Raw genomic sequence first — 22030 nt, 5'->3', positions numbered from 1 at the left:
TTCTTTACATATTCGCAAATAGCCATGGAGCGAGTACGGCTAACATACAAAGTAAACAAGATCCCGTTATGACACGATTGGACCAACGATAATACTCAGGTTGTTTCGTACTCTCATGAATTTTTCGTAAACGAATACCTGCAATTAACATAAATGGTGTAAAAATAAGTGCTGTTGATTTAAACAGGTCTAAAAAATCCGTAAAGATGTTCATAAACGAAACTACATCGGAACTGAATAAGAAGTACACACTTAGTCTCATCGCCATCATACTAACGAATGAAAAGATCATACTCCCTGTCGCCCACTTCATCCATTGACCATTCTTCGTAATTAATGCCATAACCATGACAATAACGCCTAATACGAAAGAGATAGAAAAGATATTTACCCCTACTTTAAAGGCAGGTGCATACATACCCTCAATTTTTTGTATTAATGATGAACCGAATGAATCATCCTTCTCTGGTGTTTTGGTTCGATTGTTTAATCCCTCTTTAAAGGATGACGAAACATTATTCCCTTTTAATTCATTAAAGTCCACTTTTACAGATGCATGAGCTGCTTGTAAGGGGATAAGAAGTAAAACCATCAAAACAAGCGTACATAAGACTCCTATCATCCCTTTTTCTTGTTTCATCACACATCACCCGCTAATTTTGGTTTAACGCTCTTTAATTTGATTTGATTTCCTTCTGCAACATAATAGAGATCTGCTGAGTAATAGATATTTGCTTTTGTATATGCTCCCATAATTGCATTCGCGATTTCTTCCTTCTCTACTGCCATGTATGTTTCATTTTCATTATAAAATTCAATTTCAATTCGATTAATATTATTATTTAATACTGTAATATGTAACTCTTTTAAGCTATCTAAACGATTGCCTAATCCACACACTAACTTAAATACTTTATTTGCAATCGTTGGTGGTTTGACATAAGTCGTATTAAAATGAAGAGTTTCATCATCTATCACACCATCTTCCTCAACTGCACACGTCATAATGAAAGAATGATTTTGTTTTTCAATTTCTTGTTGACTCAACTTGCGATCAATGACATACTTCACGCTTGTTGATAGGTTTTCTATATATTCATCCAGTTCGGTATTTGAAATTTTAACCTCTGAGAATTCCGGGAAAATCATGTAAGCGTGTATATTTGAACTACTTTTACTTACACGCAATACCTTTACTTGTTTCTTTTCGTAGAGCACCGTCTGTTCTAATTTTTCCACTACATTGTTGCTCATATGATCTATTGTCATATTTCATCAGCCTCCAGTAATTATAATAAAAATTTTTTAACACAGAAATATTCATACAATCTCATCTATTTTAAACATTGTAATATGGCGAAGAGTTCTCAATTCTCCTATTCTAAGACTGGTTATCACATCAATCTTAGAATAATTTAATATTACAATGGCGTACAAAGTCTCATTATAGTTGAATATCCTTATATGGTGAATCATTCCGTCCCACTCATTTGTACAAAAACAAAAAAATATTTTGTCCTTGTACAAATGAGTGAGAAGCTAGTGTGTTTAATGCTATATAACTAAGAAAATACCAACTAGGAAATAGATTTATATACTCCCTAGTTGTCTATCACTCCATCCAACTAATGTATAGGAATAAGGTGAATCGACCTCTAATTCTATATACATTATTTTATTTTCTGGTAATATCTCTCCCTCTGTATGTATCCAATAGCGCTTCCTATTCGACATATTTATTACACGTGTTAATCCTTGTTCCCGTCCAATCACTTTTGCGGTCCACTTTACCACATTCCCATCCTGTGCTTCTGATACTTCTTGTTGAACAGGAAGGATAAGTTCTGTTTCTAATGAAACCGGCAGCTGTTCTAGTTCTGGAAATATATCTTCAATTCCTAAGAATTCCTCTGGTGTATCCATATCGCTTGGAAACGGTATTTCGTCATCACTCGGGAATGGGATATCATATGCTGCTTCAGAAGCAGGAGTATGGTGAAAATCTTCAACATACTCCACTTCTTCTACAGCTTCAATTTCCTGTTCTAATTTGTTACTCGCTTCTTCACCCAGATTCTTTTGAACCGATGTAGCAACTAAATCGTATATATTTGCTACATCCTTTTCTAAGGTAATTTCTTTTGTTGGAACAGTAACACGCTCTTGTTCCCTACCAATTGGTCTGTTTTCTCTCGGGCACCAATAAACGGGACGTTCCACCGGTGCCTGTTCCTTTTCTTTTTTCTTTGCTTCTTCTATTAGCATATTTTTTCTGACTTTGCGAACTACAAAAAACATATAACAAAATAAAGCGATAAAAATCATTGTAAACATTATTTTCTCCTCTCGGTTATGCAAATAAATCGAACTCAAACTGTCCTTCGATTACTTTGCTTTTTCGTTTCCCTTTCTTTTTAGCAGTATCCACTTCAACAATCACTTCATCCCAGAATGCAATATCTTGTTTTTGAACCAGCATACGCTTATCTGTATTCAGCGTTGTTAATGTACGAATGATACCTTCTACTTCCCCATCTATTTCAAGTTCACGTTTCTTCACTTGAACACCAGATACTTTCCCTTGTTGAATAAATTCAACAGCCTTTTGTACAAATTGGGCATCTTTCATAAATGCAACATCCATTGTTCCTGGTAATTTTTCCACCCAGTTCGTAAATTGCATTTCAATCGATTCAAATACAGGTGTAATCACATTACCGATATTTGCAAGAACTCGTTTCGATTCTTCTGATGCCGCTTTTGTCCATTCTTCTGTTGAGCCTTTTAATTGGTTCCCACTCTTAATGTTTTGAATTAATAAAGTCTGTAAATCCCCTGTATCACCGAGCATTGCATTTAAACCATCACTTGTCGCATCACCATTCATTGCTTCAGAAGCTTTATTCTTCTGAGCTATCAACTGTGCCATTTGCGCTTGGAAAGTCTCTCGATATCCAAGGTAGAATGTTCTACATTGATTGGTTTGACCAATACGCCAATGCCTTCTTGCTGCCTGATTTAATGTGAATAAGCTGAATGATAATTGATAAAAAATCAGGGTCGGTGTTGCCAATAAATCGAGGCCAACTTTCACAAGTTCTTGCGAACAAATGATTACATTCACACCGTTTTTCACTTGCTCTTTTAGCCATTCACTACGTTTTGGCGGAGTAACTGTATTGGTACGGAGAATAGCTACTTTCGCACCAGGTACTTGCTCTGCAACCTTCTGTAAACGAGGCTGAATGTCTCGCTCTTTCACTGTAGATCCTGTATCAGATACATAAATGATAATTGGACGACCTTCAGAGATTTCAGTATGCAATATTTCTTGCAATTTCTTCTCCTTCGGCTGCATACAATCCTCATCGAATCTATATTCTGCATTAGACCAAACAACATTTTTTTCATTCCCATCTAAGTAATAGTTAGGATAACGATTCATGTTATCTGGGTATGCATTTCCTGTACGAATATAAGAAAGCCACAATTTGCCGACATCTGGTGTACCTTTCGCTGCCTCAATTGCTTTTTCAAATGACTCTTTCATATGCTCATAGGCTTGTTTTTGCTCTTCAGACATATCAACAAGAATCGTAGGTACATTGATTAGCTCAACTGGATTTGGCCATACATCTTTTAAACGTACATTTATTGTTGTATCCATTAAAAATTGGGTAAACACATACGGTGAAATACCAGGTACTACTTTAGTTTTATCTAGCATTCCTTGTGCACCACGCGAAGCTACATTGGATACAACTTCACCATCATGGTAATATGTTCTCTCGATGTTTCCGTAAGTCTCATTCCAATCCATTAAAGAACTATATTCAAACCCACTCTTCACCATCTTGGAAGGATATAAGCGCCATAACGTATAGAACACGTCACTCGCCTTTCCTCCGAAAAGAGTTCCTGTTCCACCTACAAATTTCTTACAAACTTTAACTAAACTTCCCAGGGCAGTTCCTTGTGCAGTTTCACTTTTCAATAGCAATAGGTAAGGATTTGAAATTATCTCTACCTTTTCCCCTGCTCCACACCGTACGTGAAACTTTCGCTTCATACGGCGTTCCATCTATAAGATTAAGTAAGTATTAGACAATTCTTTCGAGTTTACATTTTCCTCTGAGTTGGTTAATCCTCATTAATTGTTTGCTGTTTAAGTTAAGAAGTTTCATGTATTTATTTATTGTTATCTCCTCGGTAGCGTGAATAAGTTTGTGAACATTCTTAGATACAATCACTAGATTTTTAAATTCGTCTGTACCACCCATTGATACTGGTATTTTATGATGACAGTGTACATTTCCCACATGTAAAGGTGCATTAGTTACCCAACAACAACCTTTCTGCATAGCGTATATAGATAATCTATTGTCCATATATTCTGTGCTACGGTGTGTGTATCTTGTCTTCATCAGCTTGACGATTTCCCTATCCCATTGAAGTTTATCTTTATTGTCATACGGGTTTTGACTCTGTGAATAATTGAAGTTCGATGTAGTTTTAATCTTTCCGATGGGAAATAGATAACTACCACTTATTTTGTACGTCTTCCTCGAGGTACCATAAAACTTTTTATAAGCTGATTTTGCTTCTACTCTAGGATATTCATACTTAGAAACCTTGGTAAGTCTACGTCTCATTGTTCTGAGGAGCCTATATTCTATATCCGAAAAATCTTTAACAACATGTGTTGCATACTTATAGAATTGATGAACCCCTAAGACAATAGAGTTGAAGTATCTTACGCTAGATTCATCTGGTTTCCTTTGTATTTCCTTGATAGCAAATTTTAATTTTTCTTGGATTTGTTTTCTCTTCTTATCCGATACATTAGTTTTAGCTACAAACTTTTTACGCTTGGGAATTGCCTTTATTTTAAAACCTAGAAAATCAGATGATTTTTTTCTTAGATTCAAAACTTTTGATTTATCAGCCGATATTTCAAGTTTGAGTCTGTTATTTAAATACCCCACAACTGCGTGATACCATCTCACTGCTGTTTTGTAATCTCTAGCCATGATCCTGAAATCATCTGCGTATCTAACAATATAGCCTTCTTTTAAATTAGAGCTATCCCTAATCGCCCTTAATTTCACATCATTGCTAGCATACTTCTTCTTGGTTTCAAAAGATTCCCATTGTTGAGCAACCCAATGGTCTAATTCATTTAGAACTATGTTCGCCAGCAAAGGAGACAGAATCCCACCTTGTGGTACTCCCTTTTTCGGAGTGCCTTCACCTTTAATTGGTGCCTTCAGCATTTTGCTGATTATGGCAATTACCCTCTTATCCTTAATTCCAATATTCCAGATTTGTTTCTTTAACAGATTATGGTCAACACTGTCGAAAAAACCTTTAATATCAATATCCACACTGTAATGTAGCTTATTTATATTAATCAGGGATTGAACCCTTGCAACTGCATGCCGTGTTGTTCTTAAAGGACGGAATCCGTATGAGTGGTTAAAGAATTTTGCCTCACATATCGGTTCTAGTACATTTTTGAACATCTGTTGAATTATTCTATCTTTAATAGTTGGTATACCGAGAGGGCGTTTTTCCCCATTTGGTTTTGGTATCCATACCCTACGTATCGCTTCAGGTTTGTAGTTTTCCAATGTTGAACGGATAAGTTCAATGAACTTATCTTGTTTCATTTTTGCTAGATTGAAAATATTATTCTTATCTGTACCTATCGTTTTTGAACCAGTATTACTTTTGATGGTTCTATACGCTAGTAGAATGTTTTTCTCAGATATAATCAGTTCATACAAATCCTTAAAATTATTCTTCTCCTGCTTACTTTCTTCATATATTTCCTTTTGAATCTCAGAGAAATCATAGTAATTTACTGCTCTATTCTTCTTGTTCCCCATTGGTGTGAATACCATCCTTTAACTTGTATTCCAACTCACCTATCTTACTCGAAAGATGGGAATTTCCTACTCGAATTGTTAATCTTCTTATAGACTTAGGACTATCCCTCCATCATATTTCTATGACTTCTTAGGTACTGTGTCCTTACTCTCACAACTGTAAATCCATTTCGGTTATACGCCTTATAGGAACCAACCCGCTAAGTAGACGATATATGGTTGTCAGTTGCTTTCCACGTTCCGAAAAACCTAGCTATTCATATATACCCTTAGGTGCTTGCTTTATACCTGTAAGCCTTATGGTTTCGATTGTTAACCATCCCGATTTTCATAACGAACGATTTTACTCATCGGTATCTTACTCTGCTTCAGCAGTCATCATAGTTTCCAGTGATGTAATCCTCTAGGCACTTTCATTCGCAAGTTCGTCAGACATACTTATGTCATTCTCACCATAGATATTTTGTAGCCCCCGGCCTATCTGTATTCATATCCTAAACAATGAACTTAGAATACATTCAGCCGACTTCACCTAGCTTCATACAGGAGAACACTACTATATTCATCTGCATGTAGGAGTATTAGGTTAGTGGCTTCAGCTCAACATGACGGCTTTCATTCCCACTATTCAGTTTTCCAGTTGTATCCTATTGATTCCCAATAGGATCTCCCTTTTCGTTGTTTATAAGACACTTATAGGGAAACGTGTCGCACGCTCATGTATCTCATCAGCGATAAGAGCATCAAAGAAATGCTTCATTTTTCTACGAATATACTCAACAGTAGCTACCTTTCGATATGCTCGCCCTGAGTGTTTCGCATCATAAGGTTTTACACGATTCTCTAACTCTAGTTGTTTTTGTAACGGTTTATTTCCTTCTTTAATTGCCTGTACTAATTTATCCTCATATTTTGTCCAATCTTTAAAACTTGCATATTTTGTTTTTACTTTTGGACTCCAAATATACGATTTACAATCAGCACATACACTATTTTTATTTGTTTTAGAATCTAAGTCGCTTGCTGTAAATTCTTTATATTGACAGATTTCCTTTTGTTCACCATTGGCTTGTTGCACCATGATAGAAGACGTCTTTTTACGTAACTTAGCACCACAATCCGAACAGTAGTAGCCCTTCTTATAATATCTTTGCACCTCTTCTTCCGATTTTTTAGAAAGAGAAGTCTGCTTATAAGGGAATGGCATCTGTTTAATAGAATCTCCTCGCATTGTTGTAAAACTAATGACAAAGAAGGTTGGTTTTTGTGGTTTTGGTCTTCCAGCCTGAATCCAAGATTGATGAATTCGAATCAGATCCTCTGTGCGTTTAATAAGATGTATCTCTGCGTCTGGTAATAAGTGTCGTATTTCTTCTTTTGCCCACTTCTCAGTAAGTGTCGGTGGAACAAATACGCATGTACGATACCCTTTTTGTCCTTTTAATTGAAAATAGCCATCTACTGCAGCTGTCATCATTGCACTTTTGCCCGTGCTCATTTCACCCTGCAAGATGATTCCCTTTTGTACTTGTAATGCTTTTGCTGCACCTGTTGCTACATGTGCCTGTACAGGGAATAATGGTCTTTGGTATGTATCAAAATGAGATAATGCCTGATCTTTCATTGGTTGATGTAAAGGCTCATCTAATTTTGTTACCTTATCGAGCATGACAGGTGAATACTCCAATAGATATTCATTTAAATCATTGATTTCATTGATTTTTTCACCTGTACCTTCTTGTGGAAATTGACATTTTCCAGACCGGATCATTTCTGATAAAAACTCTTTACAATCCTCTTCTTTTAATACGACTTGTGCAATCGTTAGAGAAGAAAACTCATTCTTATCGAAATATAACTCTAATGGTTGTAACAGATTTCTTGTTAGCATCTCCTCATAAATTGGCTTCGCCCACTCTTCTAAAATCGGCAAGCCGTACGGAGGAGCCATTAAGAAGTCTCTTACTTGCATTTCTGGTGCTTCGTCAATTGCAACAATATACTTTTCTTCTATTTCCTTAGAAAACGCAATAATTGCCTTTTTTCTATTTGTTGTTTGTGTATTAATAAACTCAAATGGTCCTGTCGAAATTACATTCATTTTTTTACCTAACGCATAATATAATTCTTCTTTTTGTCCCTCTCCAAAATACAAGCGACGTGTACCCATTGATATGGCTGCTCGGAATGACTTTAATGTACTATCATTCCCTCCTAATACTGCAAATTGTATTTGGTGATGACGATTTACTGCCATAGCAAAGCAAAAAGCAGTATGTGAAGCAGTAGCCGTCTCTAATTGCAACATCGCTGGTGTTTGTTCCTGGTCAAATGTATGTTGTTGAATCATTTCGTTTATCATAAGTTTCCCTCCTAAAAATAAAAAACGCACCTTATTCGATACGTTTCATGTCCTACTCATATAATTTATTGTTTAAAAGTCTATAAACTGTTTCCACTCTGGTAATGAATGTTCAGCTACAGATAACATATCACCTACACCCTGGAATAGTGAGAATTGTACTAGCACTCCCAAATGTGTACCTGTACTGAATTGAGATGCACATAAGCAAATGACCGTTAGAACGATAGCAATACGAAACATACGATTACTAAATTCCCATACGATAAATAATGCTCCTATTCCTAATAGTACAGACATAGCCTTCTTCCTTTCCTAGACAAGTTCTTTGACTTCACCAGTTGGTGTTGCGATGATAAATTTCGCGCGGCGTTTTTGTAAAACAACTTCTTTCGTTGTTGTTTCCAATTGCTCAAATGAATTTAAATAATACACATTTTCAGATCCACGAACTGCATGGAGTGTATCACCTTCACCAAGCAAACCGTCTGCCACACCTGTTATCAGCAATAGTCCTAATTGTCCAGAAGCAATTGGCATCTTTGCTCTCTCTGCAGCTGTTTTTTCAGCTTGAAGTGAGTAACCATTTCCTCTATTTAAGCGTTTCTTTAATGTTAAGATCCCCTCTGATTTGCCTACACCTTCATAAGCATCTTTATAATCCACACGAGATGTAAAAATTAATTTATTTTGATGTCGCAATTCAGGTATAACCCAACTTTTACGATTCACCATTTCTGCTAATGTATTCACATGTTCTTTAACAAAAGCTAGTTCTGACATATTCTCACAAAAATTAGCGAATCGATCGTTAAAATATGTATCATTTTTCGTAGCTGCACGCTTACGGCCAATAAAGACACATTGCTTAAATTGCTCAAATTCTTCATTTTCATCACCAAAACGCATTAATCCGATTTCCTCGTAATTCTTAGCTAAAAAGTAGCTAATTTCATCTCGAGCAAAACGATCGTATGGAATGACATACACCATAATGCCACCGTCTTGTAAATAATGGTGTGCACGCTTTAAGAAGTTAAATTCCATTTTCTCTGATTTCTTTTTTTCTGTCCGAAGTTCTGTATTATACGGTGGGTTTAAAAAGATAAGTGGGAAATAGTCATGACTAATCATCATACTTTCAAAGCTAGAGCGTATCACTATGTCTAATTGCTCTTTTGCTTTGTTATACCGATTTGCATCTAATTCCACACCATATGTGTCAAGTTGTATACCGACTTTTTTCACCGCATCTGCAAAACTTCGTAAAATTGTACCTTCCCCACAACATGGATCAAAGCAAGCATAAGCTCGCTCTGATTCCATTTGTAATAACTGTATTAAATGATTCCCTTCTGTTAGTGGTGTTGGATAAAATCCTGCCGCTAAATCATTTCCTAAACGCATAATCGTTCCCTCCAAGTTCTTTTTTTCAATAAAAAAAGGAAGATCCAAGTAAATACATCACTTAGTTCTTCCTTTTACCCTCTATAAACTACCTCGCCTTTATTAAAATGGTAGTTCTTCATCTGTAATCTCCGATAGCTCATCCATACCAGCAAAAATATCATCCGGCTCTTGGGATTGCTCTCTCGTCTCCTGCTCTTTTGGATCATCTACTACTGTCCAAATGTTATCTTTTTTCATATTTATATCCCTCTATCCTTCTTATTTTTCAGTTTCATAAACAACTTCCTCGTAATCAAAAAAATAATCTTTCATCTTACGTAGGATTGTACGAAACTTCGGTTCAGCTACGATCTTTGTACCATGATAAAAACTTTGTTGCCCGACAAAGCGCCATAGGATGACATAGCCTTCTTTTGCTTCCTGGATGCCTTCAATAAATAATGCGATTTCGTGAATGGCTTCCTTTTCATTAAGGGTGTTTAGTTTAAAATATTGAAATTTACCATCTGGTAATATAATTTCAGCTTCAAAACAACCTCTCATTTGATTTACTCTTACTCTGGATTCAGATGACATCGCTGGTGCAGCATATGATTTCTGATTTTTTTCCATTCGTGTTTTATGTTCCTCTACTGTTGGTACTAGTCGTAAGTGTCTATAATCTTTTTTCATTTTCATATCTCCTCTATTTTGTAATTTGTTATGATTCATAACCCCGCCTGCAAACTTGAAAACAACACAAAAAGGGCTTCTTCAAGTCGATTAATAATGTGCATAGCAAAATAAGCTATATATACACTAATCGGCTCAAAGAAGCCCTTTCACAATTGAAACAAGACGCAACTTGCTTCTACAACTCAACCACAACACAAAAAAGGTGTGGGAATAAACGGAATCAAATAAACTAACAATATACCTATATATTACACAATTAAGATTATGGTAGCAAGATATTTTCCAAGTTTTAAAGAAACATTGTACCTGAATTACTTCTAAAGCAATGACACATCTCTTTTTTCGAAATATATGGAATGTTACAATTGTATAAGTGCTATATATTATACTTTTACACGGAGGAGATACTGTTGAATATTTTAGGTAATTTTAGAGATTTAAAGCGAGACATGATGGGTAAGGGCTGGTGTATTGATTCTTTTGTATTTAAATATAATCAGCAGGAGTATATTGTTTTGGTGAAATTATACATGAAGGATGAAAAAATACCGGAATTTGCTTTGTTAAAATTAGAGTTTTTAAAAAGAAACAACATTACGGACAATTTAATTACTCCAGCAAATGCAGTTACCCTTTTAACAGACGCGAAGACATTGACAACTTATTTTGATATCCCTTTTGGAACTAATGTTGGAAATGCAATTCAATCATTTTACCAAACATTATCAAAGTTCATTCCAAAGAAAGTAAGCACGGGCAAACCATCAGATTTAGAAGCAGCCATGGTAGCTTCACTTAGTGAAAGCGATAGAGATGATCCAAATAAAATTTACTGCTACAGCGTGAAACGAAATTCAGTTAAATCAAATGGTGAATATGGAGAACGCAGTCCATATAACGATAATAAAGCGAGAATTTTACGCCCTACACTATATGAAAAATTAAAAACTGAGATACATGTAAGCTTCAACTTTTCAGCAGACCCTAATAAACATGAAGAAGACGGCACCATTCTATATAATTTGAGCCAAAATATTAGCAAATAACACCCAGCTGTAAAGTGATAATAATGTTTATTAATTTTGATTTAAAAATATAAGAGCCTCGCTACAAATCATATTGTAGTAAGGCTCTTTAAAGTTATTTAAAAATCTAAGTTTCATTCCACAATCGCGCTCAATAGTTGAAATTGGACAAGGAATTATCAGTTTTATCTACTTACTGTTCATTAAACCCCAAATTGGCAGGCGGGGTAACTCCTATTTTTTGAGCAATTTTTATAATAAAAAAGATGTGATCCTCAACAATATGGCTCGCATTTTTTAACAGCTTTATTATTTTTTAAACCATTTTATTGTAAACTAAACAACCTTTTTATTACTTAACAGATAAATATATAGATTTATTCGACAACTAATAAGTTTATATGGGAATATAAACTTATTAGTTTTATAAAATACAAATTTAATAAGGAGTATTCCAAAATGAATAATGCCGAACTATTTTTTGATAGATTAGAAAAAGATGGGTATAAAGAAATTTCACGTATGATAAACCAGAACAAGGAAGAATCAGTATTCTTAGACTTCAAATTAAAAAGCGTTCCTGATGGTAGCAAAATTTCTAAAGATGATAAAAGGAACTATGCCAAAGCATTATCAGCATTTGCTAACACCTCTGGAGGAGTTATCGTTTGGGGAGTTAATGCGCGTAAAAATGAAGATGGATTAGATGCTGCTAGCGATGAAGAACCCATAATTAATGCAAAAACCTTTCAAACAACTCTAAATAGTTTACTTTCAGATGCACTAACTCCTTTATTGCCTGATATCCAAAATTTATTTATTCCTAAATCCGATACCAATGATGGATTTGTTGTAACTTATGTACCTGCTAGTGATTTGCCACCGCATCAAGCATTATTAGGAGAAAATAAATACTATATGCGCATTGGAGACAGTTTTAATCAAATGGAGCACTCACATCTCTCAGATGCATTTGGTAGAAGACAAAGACCTGTTTTAGAAGTGCATTATCAAATACAAAGAAATCATATTATTGGTTCTGGTCCCGAAAGTCAACATCATTTATCCATTGTAGTTGGTATTCGTAATATAGGAAGATATGTTGCTATTTATCCTGCAATTCAAATCAAAGCAGAAGAAAATCTTCATTTATTTGAAGGATACGAGGAAGGTCTTAACTTAATTCCCCAAACGCACAATGATCGAAAAAAATATGGTTATATGTTTGCAGGCGGTATAGATGATACCGTTCATCCTGGAACCTATAGGACTGCATATCCTCTACAGCTTAAATTCCGAATTCAAGAAAAACATCTTAACGGTGAGAGTACTGAGCTAGATAATTGTAATTTCGTATTTTCCTACGAACTTTTTGCACAAGGGTGTCAATCCGTGAAGGGAAAAATAGTAATCACATTTGATGAAATAAGAAAAGCTATATCCTTCTAATATAGATATTATTTTTCAATCCCTGTAACTACATAACACAAAAAGAGCCAAATTAATATGGCTCTTTTTTATGTATTTTATTGTAAGTAATTTTTTATTTGTAAGTTAACTTTTCATATTTAAACAAATAAATTATCTTATTATAGATTAATCTTTATTGTATCCTGAAGGAAGTCCGCACAAACCCTTACTTCTGGTAAATGATTATTCCTTATATACTTTTTCCACTCATTAAACTGTTCACCAACAATCTTAGGCTTATTATTACAAATGTAAGTTACTAAGTTTGCATAACTGGTTAATAAATTAAGATCACCACGTGTTAAAAATTCTACTTCTTCAATTATTGACGTTAAATAACAATTACTGTATTTGATCAGTATCTTATAATCACTATCGTCAAAAAATGTAGGAATAGATTTTGAAATTTCTATCACTATATTAATTGCCATACTTACAATATCCACTGAACCATATTTTATTAAATGTAATATTTCTTTTTTTATCCGAATAGGATCTTCCACATTAATCTTCTTATTTTCATTTAATAACAAGCAATCATGTAGCGCTTGCATTGCGGCATTTGCACAATTACTTTTTTTATCATTTAGCCTATCAATTAAATAATCTATACCATACTCACCATTATTACCTAGTCTTTCTAAACAAGGAATTAAATAAAATGACAAATCTTTTCTTATTTCCATAATTTCTAGAAATATTTTCCTTATTTTGATTAAATCCCTATCGTCTAATAATTGTTTGGGAACAGTCCCCAAAATATTATCCCCCAAAATATACACTAGGATTTCAAAATAATTTACACTAAACATATACTCATTATCTACTTCTATTGCATTAAATCCTTGCTTTTGATCTTCCCACCACAAATAAAATTTCTCTAACCACGGTTTATAAATGCTATTTTTCAAATCAGCTTCATTTGTATCTTTATAGTTACAAGAAAAAACCTTATATAGTTCCCTAAAATATGTATCTAACTCTTTACTTCCAATAAACGTCCCTAATTTATAAAATTTAGGTATTTCTTTTATAATAAATTGTGATTCATCTATTAATTTAGGGATTTGAACTAAGCTAACAGTTTCCTCCATAACACGCTGTAATCTTGTACTTTGTCTTCTTGAATACTCTTTTATAAACGTTAACAGTCTATTGTAAAATTCTCGAGGTAATTTTTGGGTTCGGACAAGGACAATTATTTTGAGTAATGCTACATCATGCTCATTAGCATCTTTTAATTTATTAAATAGCTTTTCAATCTGGTTTTGAGACATCTTAAATTGACATAATTTATTCTGCTCTTCAAGGCCTTCTATAATATATTTAAAGAATACATTTTTCATTATTACTTCATCATCATTTTCTAAACTAAAAATATTATTTTGAATCAACATTTTACAAAAAAACTCAGATTCAAAAATATTTTTTGATACAATTAACCTTATTAAAAACCTATTCATTAATTTCAGTTCTTCTGACTTTAATGTTCCTTTGTTCTTAATAAATTCTATTAAACTTAAATCTATAATTTCTTTTTCTCTGCTTGGTAAAACGAAGTAAATCCTAGAAATAACTTCCATTTCAACACTTACATCTAATCCACTTTGAGATTTATTGAATACTGAATTCGTCAAATAACTAGTCAAGATATCAAGATTAGATTGCTCCATTGAATACACAAATTCTCTTGAAAACAATTTAATTATGCCTTCTGAATCTATAATTTGTATCTTTTTTATTTGACAATATGTCGGATAATACTTCTCTAAGTTTCTTATAGCTAACTCTAGTTCAGAATTATTAATTGTCGGTAGCATTAAAGTTTCTTGTATCTGCATGACAGCAAATGAATTTAATAATGCTTTATCTATCAATATAGAATATGTAGTTTTAATTCTTTCTATCCCAGGGTCAAATCCATCATGCCTTACTTTTCCATATGTATTTTCGAATTTCACTACCGAAATAACTGATTGTTCATACTCTTTTCCCACATCACAATTTTTACTATTTAAAAATCTTAACCTATCTTCTCTCCCGTTATTCTTTAAGTGATGCAACACAATACTTTCTAATGACATTAATCGATAATCATCTGGTTTTATAGCAAGTAAATTTCTAATCGTTTGTAAATACTCAATCAACATTTGATTAGCTTTAGCATTTTTGTGAATTCTGAAATAAATAATCGCCTTTTTTATACCCCATTCTATTTCAGTTTTCTCCACATCCCATTGATTCATCATTTTTTCTATGATTTGAACATCGCTATTTAAAGCATATAATATTTGTTCATGTTTCAAATTATGGCTTTGTTTCTTGTTTAAGTTAAGATTTTCTAATATTTCTTGATACTTTACGAAACCAAGATTATTAAAATTAAGTCTCTCTTCTTTTAATAATAGGAGCAGTAATTGAATATATTGTTCATTACTCTCGTCTAATTTACCAATTAAACCCTCTAGTTTAATTGATAAATGATTAAACTTAATAGGAATATAGAATTTTTCACAACACCACAATATCTCTTCTAAATAATCAACTATATCTGTTGATGAATTCAAAAGAATTGTTATTTGTTCCTGAATGTTTGATACATATTTCTTTCTTATTTCAGTTGGCATAACAACCCAATTCGGATACGTTTCTCGGTTTGCTTTAAAGTTGTTAAAGTTTTTATAACTTTTATATGGCCACTTTGTTTTCTCTTGTCTATTTTTATAAGAAAGATACTCAAAAATATCAGCAAACATTGTAGAATACCGGTTTTCAGATTCACCATATATTTCTTTAAAATCAATTAAGGTAATCCCTTTTTCTGTAAGTTCTTTCAATCTCTCCTCATTTTGCCCAGCACAATCTATCATATAAATTTTCGGCATATGATCACCTAGATTTTCTTGTACCCAAGTTGTCCATTTCTCAAAATTCGGATCATCTCCGGAGAAACCTATTAATACAAAAGTAGTCTCCATAATAGATTGTTGAACCATGTTTACAAATGGTCTAAAATTTTGCGGATAATTTTCATAATCCTTTTTTGTAAAAATAAAAGGTCTATTCGCTGGAAAGCTTCCATGTAATTTCACAATGCGCGGTTGTACCGAACTAGGGATATCGTTAATATCATAAATAACTTGATAGTTCCGCTCATAGACACGTTTTTTTGCACGTTCTAATAAAGTATCATAATTCGTAGTATAAACATCCGACCATGGTAGTTTTAACAAGTCATGATGTATTTTATCTGGCTCATAATTGTCATCAGGGATAGCCTCTTTTAGAATTTCATCCAAACTTGTTCTCCCATATTCCTCAACAAATATTTGGCTAACTTCTAATACATCTTTATCTTCAATATCCGGATGGTGTATTAAATCTTTAATTAGCCGTTTTTTTAAATCCGGCCATAGAGCCATTCCTTCAAATGTAGCCTCAACCCTTTTTGCATTTAAGCTAAAACCAGCTCCAACCATAACTGATACTCTACTTTTTCTATCTTTCATCCAAAGTCGTTCACGAATGGCTTTTAAATGCGGGTACATTGTTAACTTTTCTTGAAAAATCCCTTCAACATCTCTTGTCAATTATAAGTCGCCCCCATAAAATACATAATTCTTTAATCCTACAATAAATTCATTACTTCTTGTCTCTCGATCCACTTATCTAATTTGTTTTTGGTGTCATCATTTAATCGTTTTCTTTTACCAGATAACATTCTTGAAAGCGTTGAATACGAAATATCTATTTCTTTCGCTAACTCACGAATACTTTTATTATTCTTCTCTTTATACGTGTTCATCTTTTCAATATAGAACTCGATGCTATTAGGAATTTCTTGATTTAATATACTTATTGACTTCTCTTCAATTGCAGGTGGCCTTTCTTCCATCTCGATGATTAATGGTGCCTGCTGCTTACTTTTCTTAGTAATCAACTCTTGTTGTAGTTTCACAAGCTCATTTGTAGGAGAAATGATTACTTTCAATTTTAACCAGTAATTTTCAAACCAGTTTTTCCCCTTACATTTTTCTTCATCAATTTCGGGAGAGTATTTCCATTCTTGAATTACTTGGTCCCTCATAAGATCATCTAACGTTTTTTCAAAAACTTGTCTTATTAGACTTGGTTTTCTATTCATACTTATCTCCATAACTTGAAGTATCCCCTTAGGACCACCAATACTATATGAATGTGTTAGATGTTGATATGACTGTTGGATACGCCAACGCCAACTTAGATATCTGGTTAATCTTTTATGATATCTCTGCTGCTTGCTGTTATACTCCAGTGCTTTCTTAGATAGTAAACCTGTTAGTTTCTCAGAACCGTATAGATATTTTGATAAAAAGCTACCTGGTGTAACGTTCATGCTCTCTATACCTAATGTTCTATCCGTATCAATATCTTTTGCAATGATAATTTCGTCCATTACAAATAACCTTCTAATTCTTTGCTTTTTATAAGCTAAGGTTTCATTTGGATCCTCTTCATTCAATATTACGATCTCATTATCTTCATTGACATAAATAAAAATACTTGCAAGAGCAGCTAAACGCTCCATAATCTTTAATCTGTCATCTTTTCGATAATAAGCCTTACCATTCTTGATTTGTTTCATATTACACATATCTAATATTTGTTCATAATGTACAGGCACAATAGTCTTATCATTTTCCGCACTCTTCACCCATAGTTCCGTTACAATATCAAGGCAATCCGCCGTCAAATCATCCATTACTCGAGTTAAAAAAGTAGAATCAATTAGTGTATTCCATCTTTTGAGCTCTTCTCTTTGTAATTTCATATCACCATCATCATGTGAAGAGACCACCACTAGACTATTTTGTTTATCCTGCAATTGAGCAATACGTACATTTTTATCTTGGTCATCTGTAAACTTATTCTTAGCAATAGTGTCTGATAAATGGTACATAAACCCTGCATTACTTCGCTCTATATAATCACTCTTAGCCTCTGAATCTAAAGGTACTTCTTTTGCGACAACAGGCAGTTTAATCCCAAATTCCATATATAAATCGTCTTTTAGACATTCAAAAATTTCTTCCTTATGATTATCTAATTTTGGAAGGATGTCTATCGCAGATAATCCTAAAGCTTCCTTTTTAGAAACCCATTTCACTAGTCTTTCGAAAGTCTGTGACGAATAAGTTGAGTTGTAAATCCTCTGTAGATCTCTTTCTACATCTTGATAGAAGTGTTGCCATTTATTTAAAACTCTTTCACTTCCCTCAACTCCAGTAAATAGAGGGTACGCTATATATAAAGTGTTTTGAAATAGTACTTTTAACTTTTCCACTAATAATCCTCCTAATTGCTTCTAATACAATTATATCAATTGCTACTAATCATTCATACCATCTTAATGTTTTATGGGAATTCAGGAGTTGGCAAGACGGGGACAGCTAAATTTATTAGTGATTTATTAGGTGAGGACTTATTTCGAAAGCAGCTATCTATGTTTCAAAATAATGAACTCTAAGACTACCTTTTTGGAAGCAAACATAGTGCGTCCGGTTTTACTAAATTTCTTTTAGAGAGAGAATCAAATGTTATTTTATTGGACAATTTTGATAAAGCATACTTTTAAGCTACAATGCTTTTTATCAAGCTTTTGATGAGGGAATATTTGAAGATAAAAATTATATAGTTAATCTAAAAAATACAATCATTATTTGTACATCTAATTACAAGAAACCAGAAGAAAGAACTTAGTGGATCCAATTTTCCTCAGGTTTGATGCAATGGTTAAATTTGATGATTTAACTTTGGAGTCAAAGATAGAAATCTTAAATCAGGTAATAATTGAGGAGTATAAGAAGTCAAGTTCGAATAAACGCCGAGTGGTGCCTTATGAAGAAATGCAAAGTAGGTATATAAATCAAGCTAAACATCAATTTTTATTTTTAAAACTTTGCTTAATATACGAAATCCGAGTTTTATTGGCGGGCTCCCTTTATTTATGAAGTCTTTTTTTAACTTTAATGAAAATAATAAAAGCCAAGGTCCCCCTTGGCTTCCAGCTTAAAAACTTATAGGAAAAAGATGGCCGTTTAGAACTGGTCTTTCGACATGAAGGCAGCTGCTTTCTCATTTCTAAAGGACTTATTTTCTAAATTCCCATTTGTGCGCAAATGGCAATTTACACACTAACTAATTCAATTGCTCTCGTCCTCGGTATCGCCTTATACAAATGGTCTTATTTAATAGACAGATTATAGACAACGACTTCGAATCGGCTGATTCGTCATTTGTACAGGGCTTACTTTACCAGTCTTAGCATTTCTTTTGTAGGTCTTAATTATACTATATACCACAAAAGAAAACAATAATTACAACATGGAGATATCTGAAAATCCATAAATTTTATGATGTATTTTAGGTTGTAAAATATTATATAGGGTAACCATATTAGCAGATTCTTGATTTTGTGGAGACTTTTTATTGTTACCATCCATATACGTATAGTATTTGTTAATGAAGTTTGCCACAAAGTCTATTGCTTGCATTAAACTATGGTGTTGTTTAGCTATATATTCGATTTCAAAATCAGACCAATAAAATTGATTATTCCACTTAGGATAATTTATTCTTAACGTCAAATACTCGTGCAATCGGGCATTTGTCACATTTAAGTTTTCTTTTATTTTGTCTTTATCATGAACATCTATTAACCGTTCAGGAGCATCACCATCTATAAAAATGCGCATTTTCTTTTTATCTCTATCTGGATATGGTTCAGAGAGACGTGAGACAACTTTAGCCAAAAAATAGGTTTCACTTTGTGCTTTTAACAATGATCTTGTATGCTTATTAAAAGTTGCTTGATTTTTGGTAATCGTTGGCTTATCAGCCACAAGATAGCAAATTCTTAAATCATGCCTATTAGCTAGACATTGAAAAATTTTCTGTCTTTGGTCAAATGTTGCTTCATACCCTTTCAATTCTCCTGACCTTCCCTTCGGAAGGCTTTGGAAGATACTATTCAAGTCTTCCATCAATTTTTTAGGACGTGTATTCAATGAAAAACCAGCCCATACATAAAATGGTTTATCATCGTCTATATTTCCCGAATCGTCTAAATAAATGTACAATGTTATTCCCCTCTCAAATTCCCTAAACGCTATATAAATTTTACTTGTTCTTGCACAGTCTTTCAATAATTCAACATAATCTTTCGCATATAAGCTCTATCCTGAGAAATTTAATTTCCATCAAAAAAGAACCTTTATATTAGTACTCTTCAAATTTATTACTCCATTCTTTTATCAGATTAGGAAATTTTCCAGCTAAAGAAGAACCATTTTCTAACTTATATTTTTAGACTTTCAATTCTTGAACTTTTTGTGTATTCAGGACATTTGGTACCGAAGTTCTGCTAATTTTTATTACTCTCCATTCATGTTTGCATGCGCTATATTATCGTTATATCTGATTATTTTATTTAAACGTAAATTTATTCAGAATCAATCCTTCATTCTATGTATAGGACCACTCTTTTTCCACTTCTGGAAACTTAGATTCTAATGTGTTCTCTATTCTTATTTGGTGCATATCCCCAGTTTCTGCACCTTGTTCATACATTAAAAAACTTAATCTATTTTATACTTTCTTATTTATACCATATTTTAGACAGCCACTACTTTTTTTGAGAAATACCTTAATTAGATTTCGCATAAAAGGCCCAAACTAATAATATTTGATAGAATTTTTCACCAACAAGACTTCATCGTAAAAAAAGACCCTTACCATTAAAATTGGTTAGGGCCTTTTTCAAAAGACGACTATATTTGTATCTAACATTACTAGCTGGTACCCAACTTTATTATTTTTTAACATCCGTACTTGCTTTTTGGTATTTAATCCTTCAAGTTATTGTGTTCTTTTTAATCCTGCGCCCATCAAGAAAACATCAATTTCTCTATTTTTTTCTTCTTTAAAATTTTTTAGTATAGAAAAAACTTTTTCGATATCTAATGTATCTGGAGAATCTGGATGCCATGCTTTTCCTTCTAAAGCTAATGAATAAAAATTTACAATTTCCCACGCTTTCTCAATTAATTCTTCTATATGTTGCATTGTTAATTCAGCATCTTTTGGTAATTGCTCTTTATCAAAAAAATATTTCATATCATTATGGGCGTAAACTTTATCTCGCCACATAAAAAGGTTATTCAGACTCTCTTCTTTCTCTTCGATAATCTTCTTATGATTTTCAATTTCCTTGTTGGTAATCATCAAAGGATCAATAGCGTGCTCTTTATAATCGAAAAGAGCCCTATTAGCATCAGCAATATTAATTAGCTTGTTTAAATTAGCAGTCTGCTTTCCATGTTCATAAAGCTTCGCTAAAGTAATAATAACATCATTAAATACTGAATGAAGTGTAAGAGTAAAAAAAGCTGGTGCGATGTTAAGCTCATCCAAATGCTCATTTCTATGTTTTTGGATATGTTTCCATAATTGAAATTTCGATCTTACATTAATAATTTCAAACATGAATCTATTTATTAATTGCTTTATCTTTTCCTTATCGTATCCGCTCAAAACTTAACCCCCAATTCTAAAATCACACCTATATAAATTTATTATATTACTCCTAACAAACTATATAGTTAAAAGTAAAAAATCCAATATAGAAGAAACAATAAACATCAGCTAATACCAATGTTTTTCCTACCTATTTCAGTAGGTTACCAAACAAGTCTTCATTAAAAATTTGTATACAAACTGTCTCTTTCTTACATTGCGTACTCCTTTCGATAGCTTGCAACGCCTTTCCCATCTTGCGTACCCTTATTGTGAAGCATGCAACATCTTTTCCCATGTTGTGTACTCTTACTGTAAAATAAGCAACGCCTTTCCCATGTTGCGTACTCTTACTGTGAAATATGCAATACCTTTCCCATCTTGCGTACTCTTACTGTAAAACATGCAACATTTTTCCCATGTTGCGTACTCTTACTGTAAAACATGCAACACCTTTCCCGTCTCGCGTACCCTTACTGTAAAACATGCAACATTTTTCCCATGTTGCGTACTTTTAGTACAAAACGAGCAACGCCTTTCCCACGTTGCCTACTCTTTCACTAAAATAAGCAACATTCTTCCCGTGTTGCGTACTTATTTCTCTCAACAAGCAACACCTAATATTTAAATTATTTAATTCCATGTTA

The 22030-nt window shown here is 33.2% G+C and carries 16 protein-coding genes; 2 read left to right on the top strand and 14 right to left on the bottom strand.

Annotated elements, in window-relative coordinates:
* Nucleotides 1-4 precede the first annotated feature (4 nt).
* From QCI75_RS29115 to QCI75_RS29070, 10 genes are all read right to left on the bottom strand, one after another.
* Entirely contained in the window at nucleotides 5-640 is a 636-nt protein-coding gene (locus tag QCI75_RS29115) for a hypothetical protein (protein WP_353762009.1), read from the bottom strand.
* Nucleotides 640-1269 (bottom strand): hypothetical protein, encoded by a 630-nt coding sequence (locus QCI75_RS29110; protein ID WP_353762007.1) that lies wholly within the window; start codon nucleotides 1267-1269, stop codon nucleotides 640-642. Before QCI75_RS29110 ends, QCI75_RS29115 begins: the two co-directional genes overlap by 1 nt.
* A gap of 321 nt (nucleotides 1270-1590) precedes the next feature.
* Nucleotides 1591-2334, bottom strand: a complete 744-nt coding sequence (locus QCI75_RS29105) for a transposase (RefSeq protein WP_353762005.1) — start codon at nucleotides 2332-2334, stop codon at nucleotides 1591-1593.
* A gap of 16 nt (nucleotides 2335-2350) precedes the next feature.
* Entirely contained in the window at nucleotides 2351-4069 is a 1719-nt protein-coding gene (locus QCI75_RS29100; RefSeq protein WP_353762004.1) for a helicase-related protein, read from the bottom strand.
* A gap of 31 nt (nucleotides 4070-4100) precedes the next feature.
* Nucleotides 4101-5903, bottom strand: coding sequence for a group II intron reverse transcriptase/maturase (ltrA, locus tag QCI75_RS29095; RefSeq protein WP_353762003.1), 1803 nt, complete (start codon nucleotides 5901-5903; stop codon nucleotides 4101-4103).
* A gap of 667 nt (nucleotides 5904-6570) precedes the next feature.
* Nucleotides 6571-8250 (bottom strand): hypothetical protein, encoded by a 1680-nt coding sequence (locus QCI75_RS29090; RefSeq protein WP_353762002.1) that lies wholly within the window; start codon nucleotides 8248-8250, stop codon nucleotides 6571-6573.
* A 72-nt stretch (nucleotides 8251-8322) separates the two neighbouring features.
* Nucleotides 8323-8550 (bottom strand): hypothetical protein, encoded by a 228-nt coding sequence (locus tag QCI75_RS29085; RefSeq protein WP_353762000.1) that lies wholly within the window; start codon nucleotides 8548-8550, stop codon nucleotides 8323-8325.
* Between the two features lie 15 nt (nucleotides 8551-8565).
* On the bottom strand, nucleotides 8566-9657 hold the full coding sequence (locus QCI75_RS29080; RefSeq protein WP_353761999.1) for a DUF6094 domain-containing protein: 1092 nt from the start codon (nucleotides 9655-9657) through the stop codon (nucleotides 8566-8568).
* A 102-nt stretch (nucleotides 9658-9759) separates the two neighbouring features.
* A complete protein-coding gene (locus tag QCI75_RS29075; RefSeq protein ID WP_353761998.1) occupies nucleotides 9760-9897 on the bottom strand; it encodes a hypothetical protein in 138 nt (45 codons plus the stop codon).
* A 21-nt stretch (nucleotides 9898-9918) separates the two neighbouring features.
* Nucleotides 9919-10332: a DUF6018 family natural product bioysynthesis protein gene (locus QCI75_RS29070; protein ID WP_353761997.1), complete on the bottom strand. Its 414-nt coding sequence runs from the start codon at nucleotides 10330-10332 to the stop codon at nucleotides 9919-9921.
* A gap of 413 nt (nucleotides 10333-10745) precedes the next feature.
* Between QCI75_RS29070 and QCI75_RS29065 the strand changes: the two genes are divergently transcribed.
* Nucleotides 10746-11381: a DUF6037 family protein gene (locus QCI75_RS29065; protein WP_483299487.1), complete on the top strand. Its 636-nt coding sequence runs from the start codon at nucleotides 10746-10748 to the stop codon at nucleotides 11379-11381.
* 438 nt (nucleotides 11382-11819) lie between these two features.
* Nucleotides 11820-12809: an AlbA family DNA-binding domain-containing protein gene (locus tag QCI75_RS29060; protein ID WP_353761996.1), complete on the top strand. Its 990-nt coding sequence runs from the start codon at nucleotides 11820-11822 to the stop codon at nucleotides 12807-12809.
* Nucleotides 12810-12949: 140 nt separating this feature from the next.
* On the opposite strand, the gene QCI75_RS29055 is transcribed toward QCI75_RS29060, so the two are convergent.
* The 4 genes from QCI75_RS29055 to QCI75_RS29040 all read right to left on the bottom strand — a co-directional run bounded on the left by QCI75_RS29055 (nucleotide 12950) and on the right by QCI75_RS29040 (nucleotide 21401).
* Entirely contained in the window at nucleotides 12950-16420 is a 3471-nt protein-coding gene (locus tag QCI75_RS29055; RefSeq protein ID WP_353761995.1) for an SIR2 family NAD-dependent protein deacylase, read from the bottom strand.
* Nucleotides 16421-16458: 38 nt separating this feature from the next.
* Complete coding sequence (locus QCI75_RS29050) at nucleotides 16459-18153, bottom strand: helix-turn-helix domain-containing protein (RefSeq protein WP_353761994.1); 1695 nt, start codon at nucleotides 18151-18153, stop codon at nucleotides 16459-16461.
* Between the two features lie 1033 nt (nucleotides 18154-19186).
* The gene (locus tag QCI75_RS29045; RefSeq protein WP_353761993.1) at nucleotides 19187-19948 is read right to left on the bottom strand and encodes a DUF3800 domain-containing protein; all 762 of its coding nucleotides are present in this window, start codon (nucleotides 19946-19948) and stop codon (nucleotides 19187-19189) included.
* 778 nt (nucleotides 19949-20726) lie between these two features.
* On the bottom strand, nucleotides 20727-21401 hold the full coding sequence (locus QCI75_RS29040) for an AbiU2 domain-containing protein (protein WP_353761992.1): 675 nt from the start codon (nucleotides 21399-21401) through the stop codon (nucleotides 20727-20729).
* Nucleotides 21402-22030: the final 629 nt, after the last annotated feature.

Source organism: Bacillus cereus group sp. RP43, from assembly GCF_040459645.1.
GTDB classification, from domain to species: Bacteria; Bacillota; Bacilli; order Bacillales; family Bacillaceae_G; genus Bacillus_A; species Bacillus_A mycoides_C.
Note: the sequence above shows the minus strand (reverse complement) of the source record. Positions and strands in the feature narration are given on the sequence as shown.

Excerpts from the sequence above, each read along its gene's own strand:
- QCI75_RS29100 (WP_353762004.1), bottom strand. The coding sequence starts at position 4,069 with ATGAAGCGAAAGTTTCACGTACGGTGTGGAGCAGGGGAAAAGGTAGAG.
- QCI75_RS29075 (WP_353761998.1), bottom strand. The coding sequence starts at position 9,897 with ATGAAAAAAGATAACATTTGGACAGTAGTAGATGATCCAAAAGAGCAG.
- QCI75_RS29105 (WP_353762005.1), bottom strand. The coding sequence starts at position 2,334 with ATGTTTACAATGATTTTTATCGCTTTATTTTGTTATATGTTTTTTGTA.
- QCI75_RS29070 (WP_353761997.1), bottom strand. The coding sequence starts at position 10,332 with ATGAAAAAAGATTATAGACACTTACGACTAGTACCAACAGTAGAGGAA.
- QCI75_RS29090 (WP_353762002.1), bottom strand. The coding sequence starts at position 8,250 with ATGATAAACGAAATGATTCAACAACATACATTTGACCAGGAACAAACA.
- QCI75_RS29085 (WP_353762000.1), bottom strand. The coding sequence starts at position 8,550 with ATGTCTGTACTATTAGGAATAGGAGCATTATTTATCGTATGGGAATTT.
- ltrA (WP_353762003.1), bottom strand. The coding sequence starts at position 5,903 with ATGGTATTCACACCAATGGGGAACAAGAAGAATAGAGCAGTAAATTAC.
- QCI75_RS29110 (WP_353762007.1), bottom strand. The coding sequence starts at position 1,269 with ATGACAATAGATCATATGAGCAACAATGTAGTGGAAAAATTAGAACAG.
- QCI75_RS29115 (WP_353762009.1), bottom strand. The coding sequence starts at position 640 with ATGAAACAAGAAAAAGGGATGATAGGAGTCTTATGTACGCTTGTTTTG.
- QCI75_RS29060 (WP_353761996.1), top strand. The coding sequence starts at position 11,820 with ATGAATAATGCCGAACTATTTTTTGATAGATTAGAAAAAGATGGGTAT.
- QCI75_RS29080 (WP_353761999.1), bottom strand. The coding sequence starts at position 9,657 with ATGCGTTTAGGAAATGATTTAGCGGCAGGATTTTATCCAACACCACTA.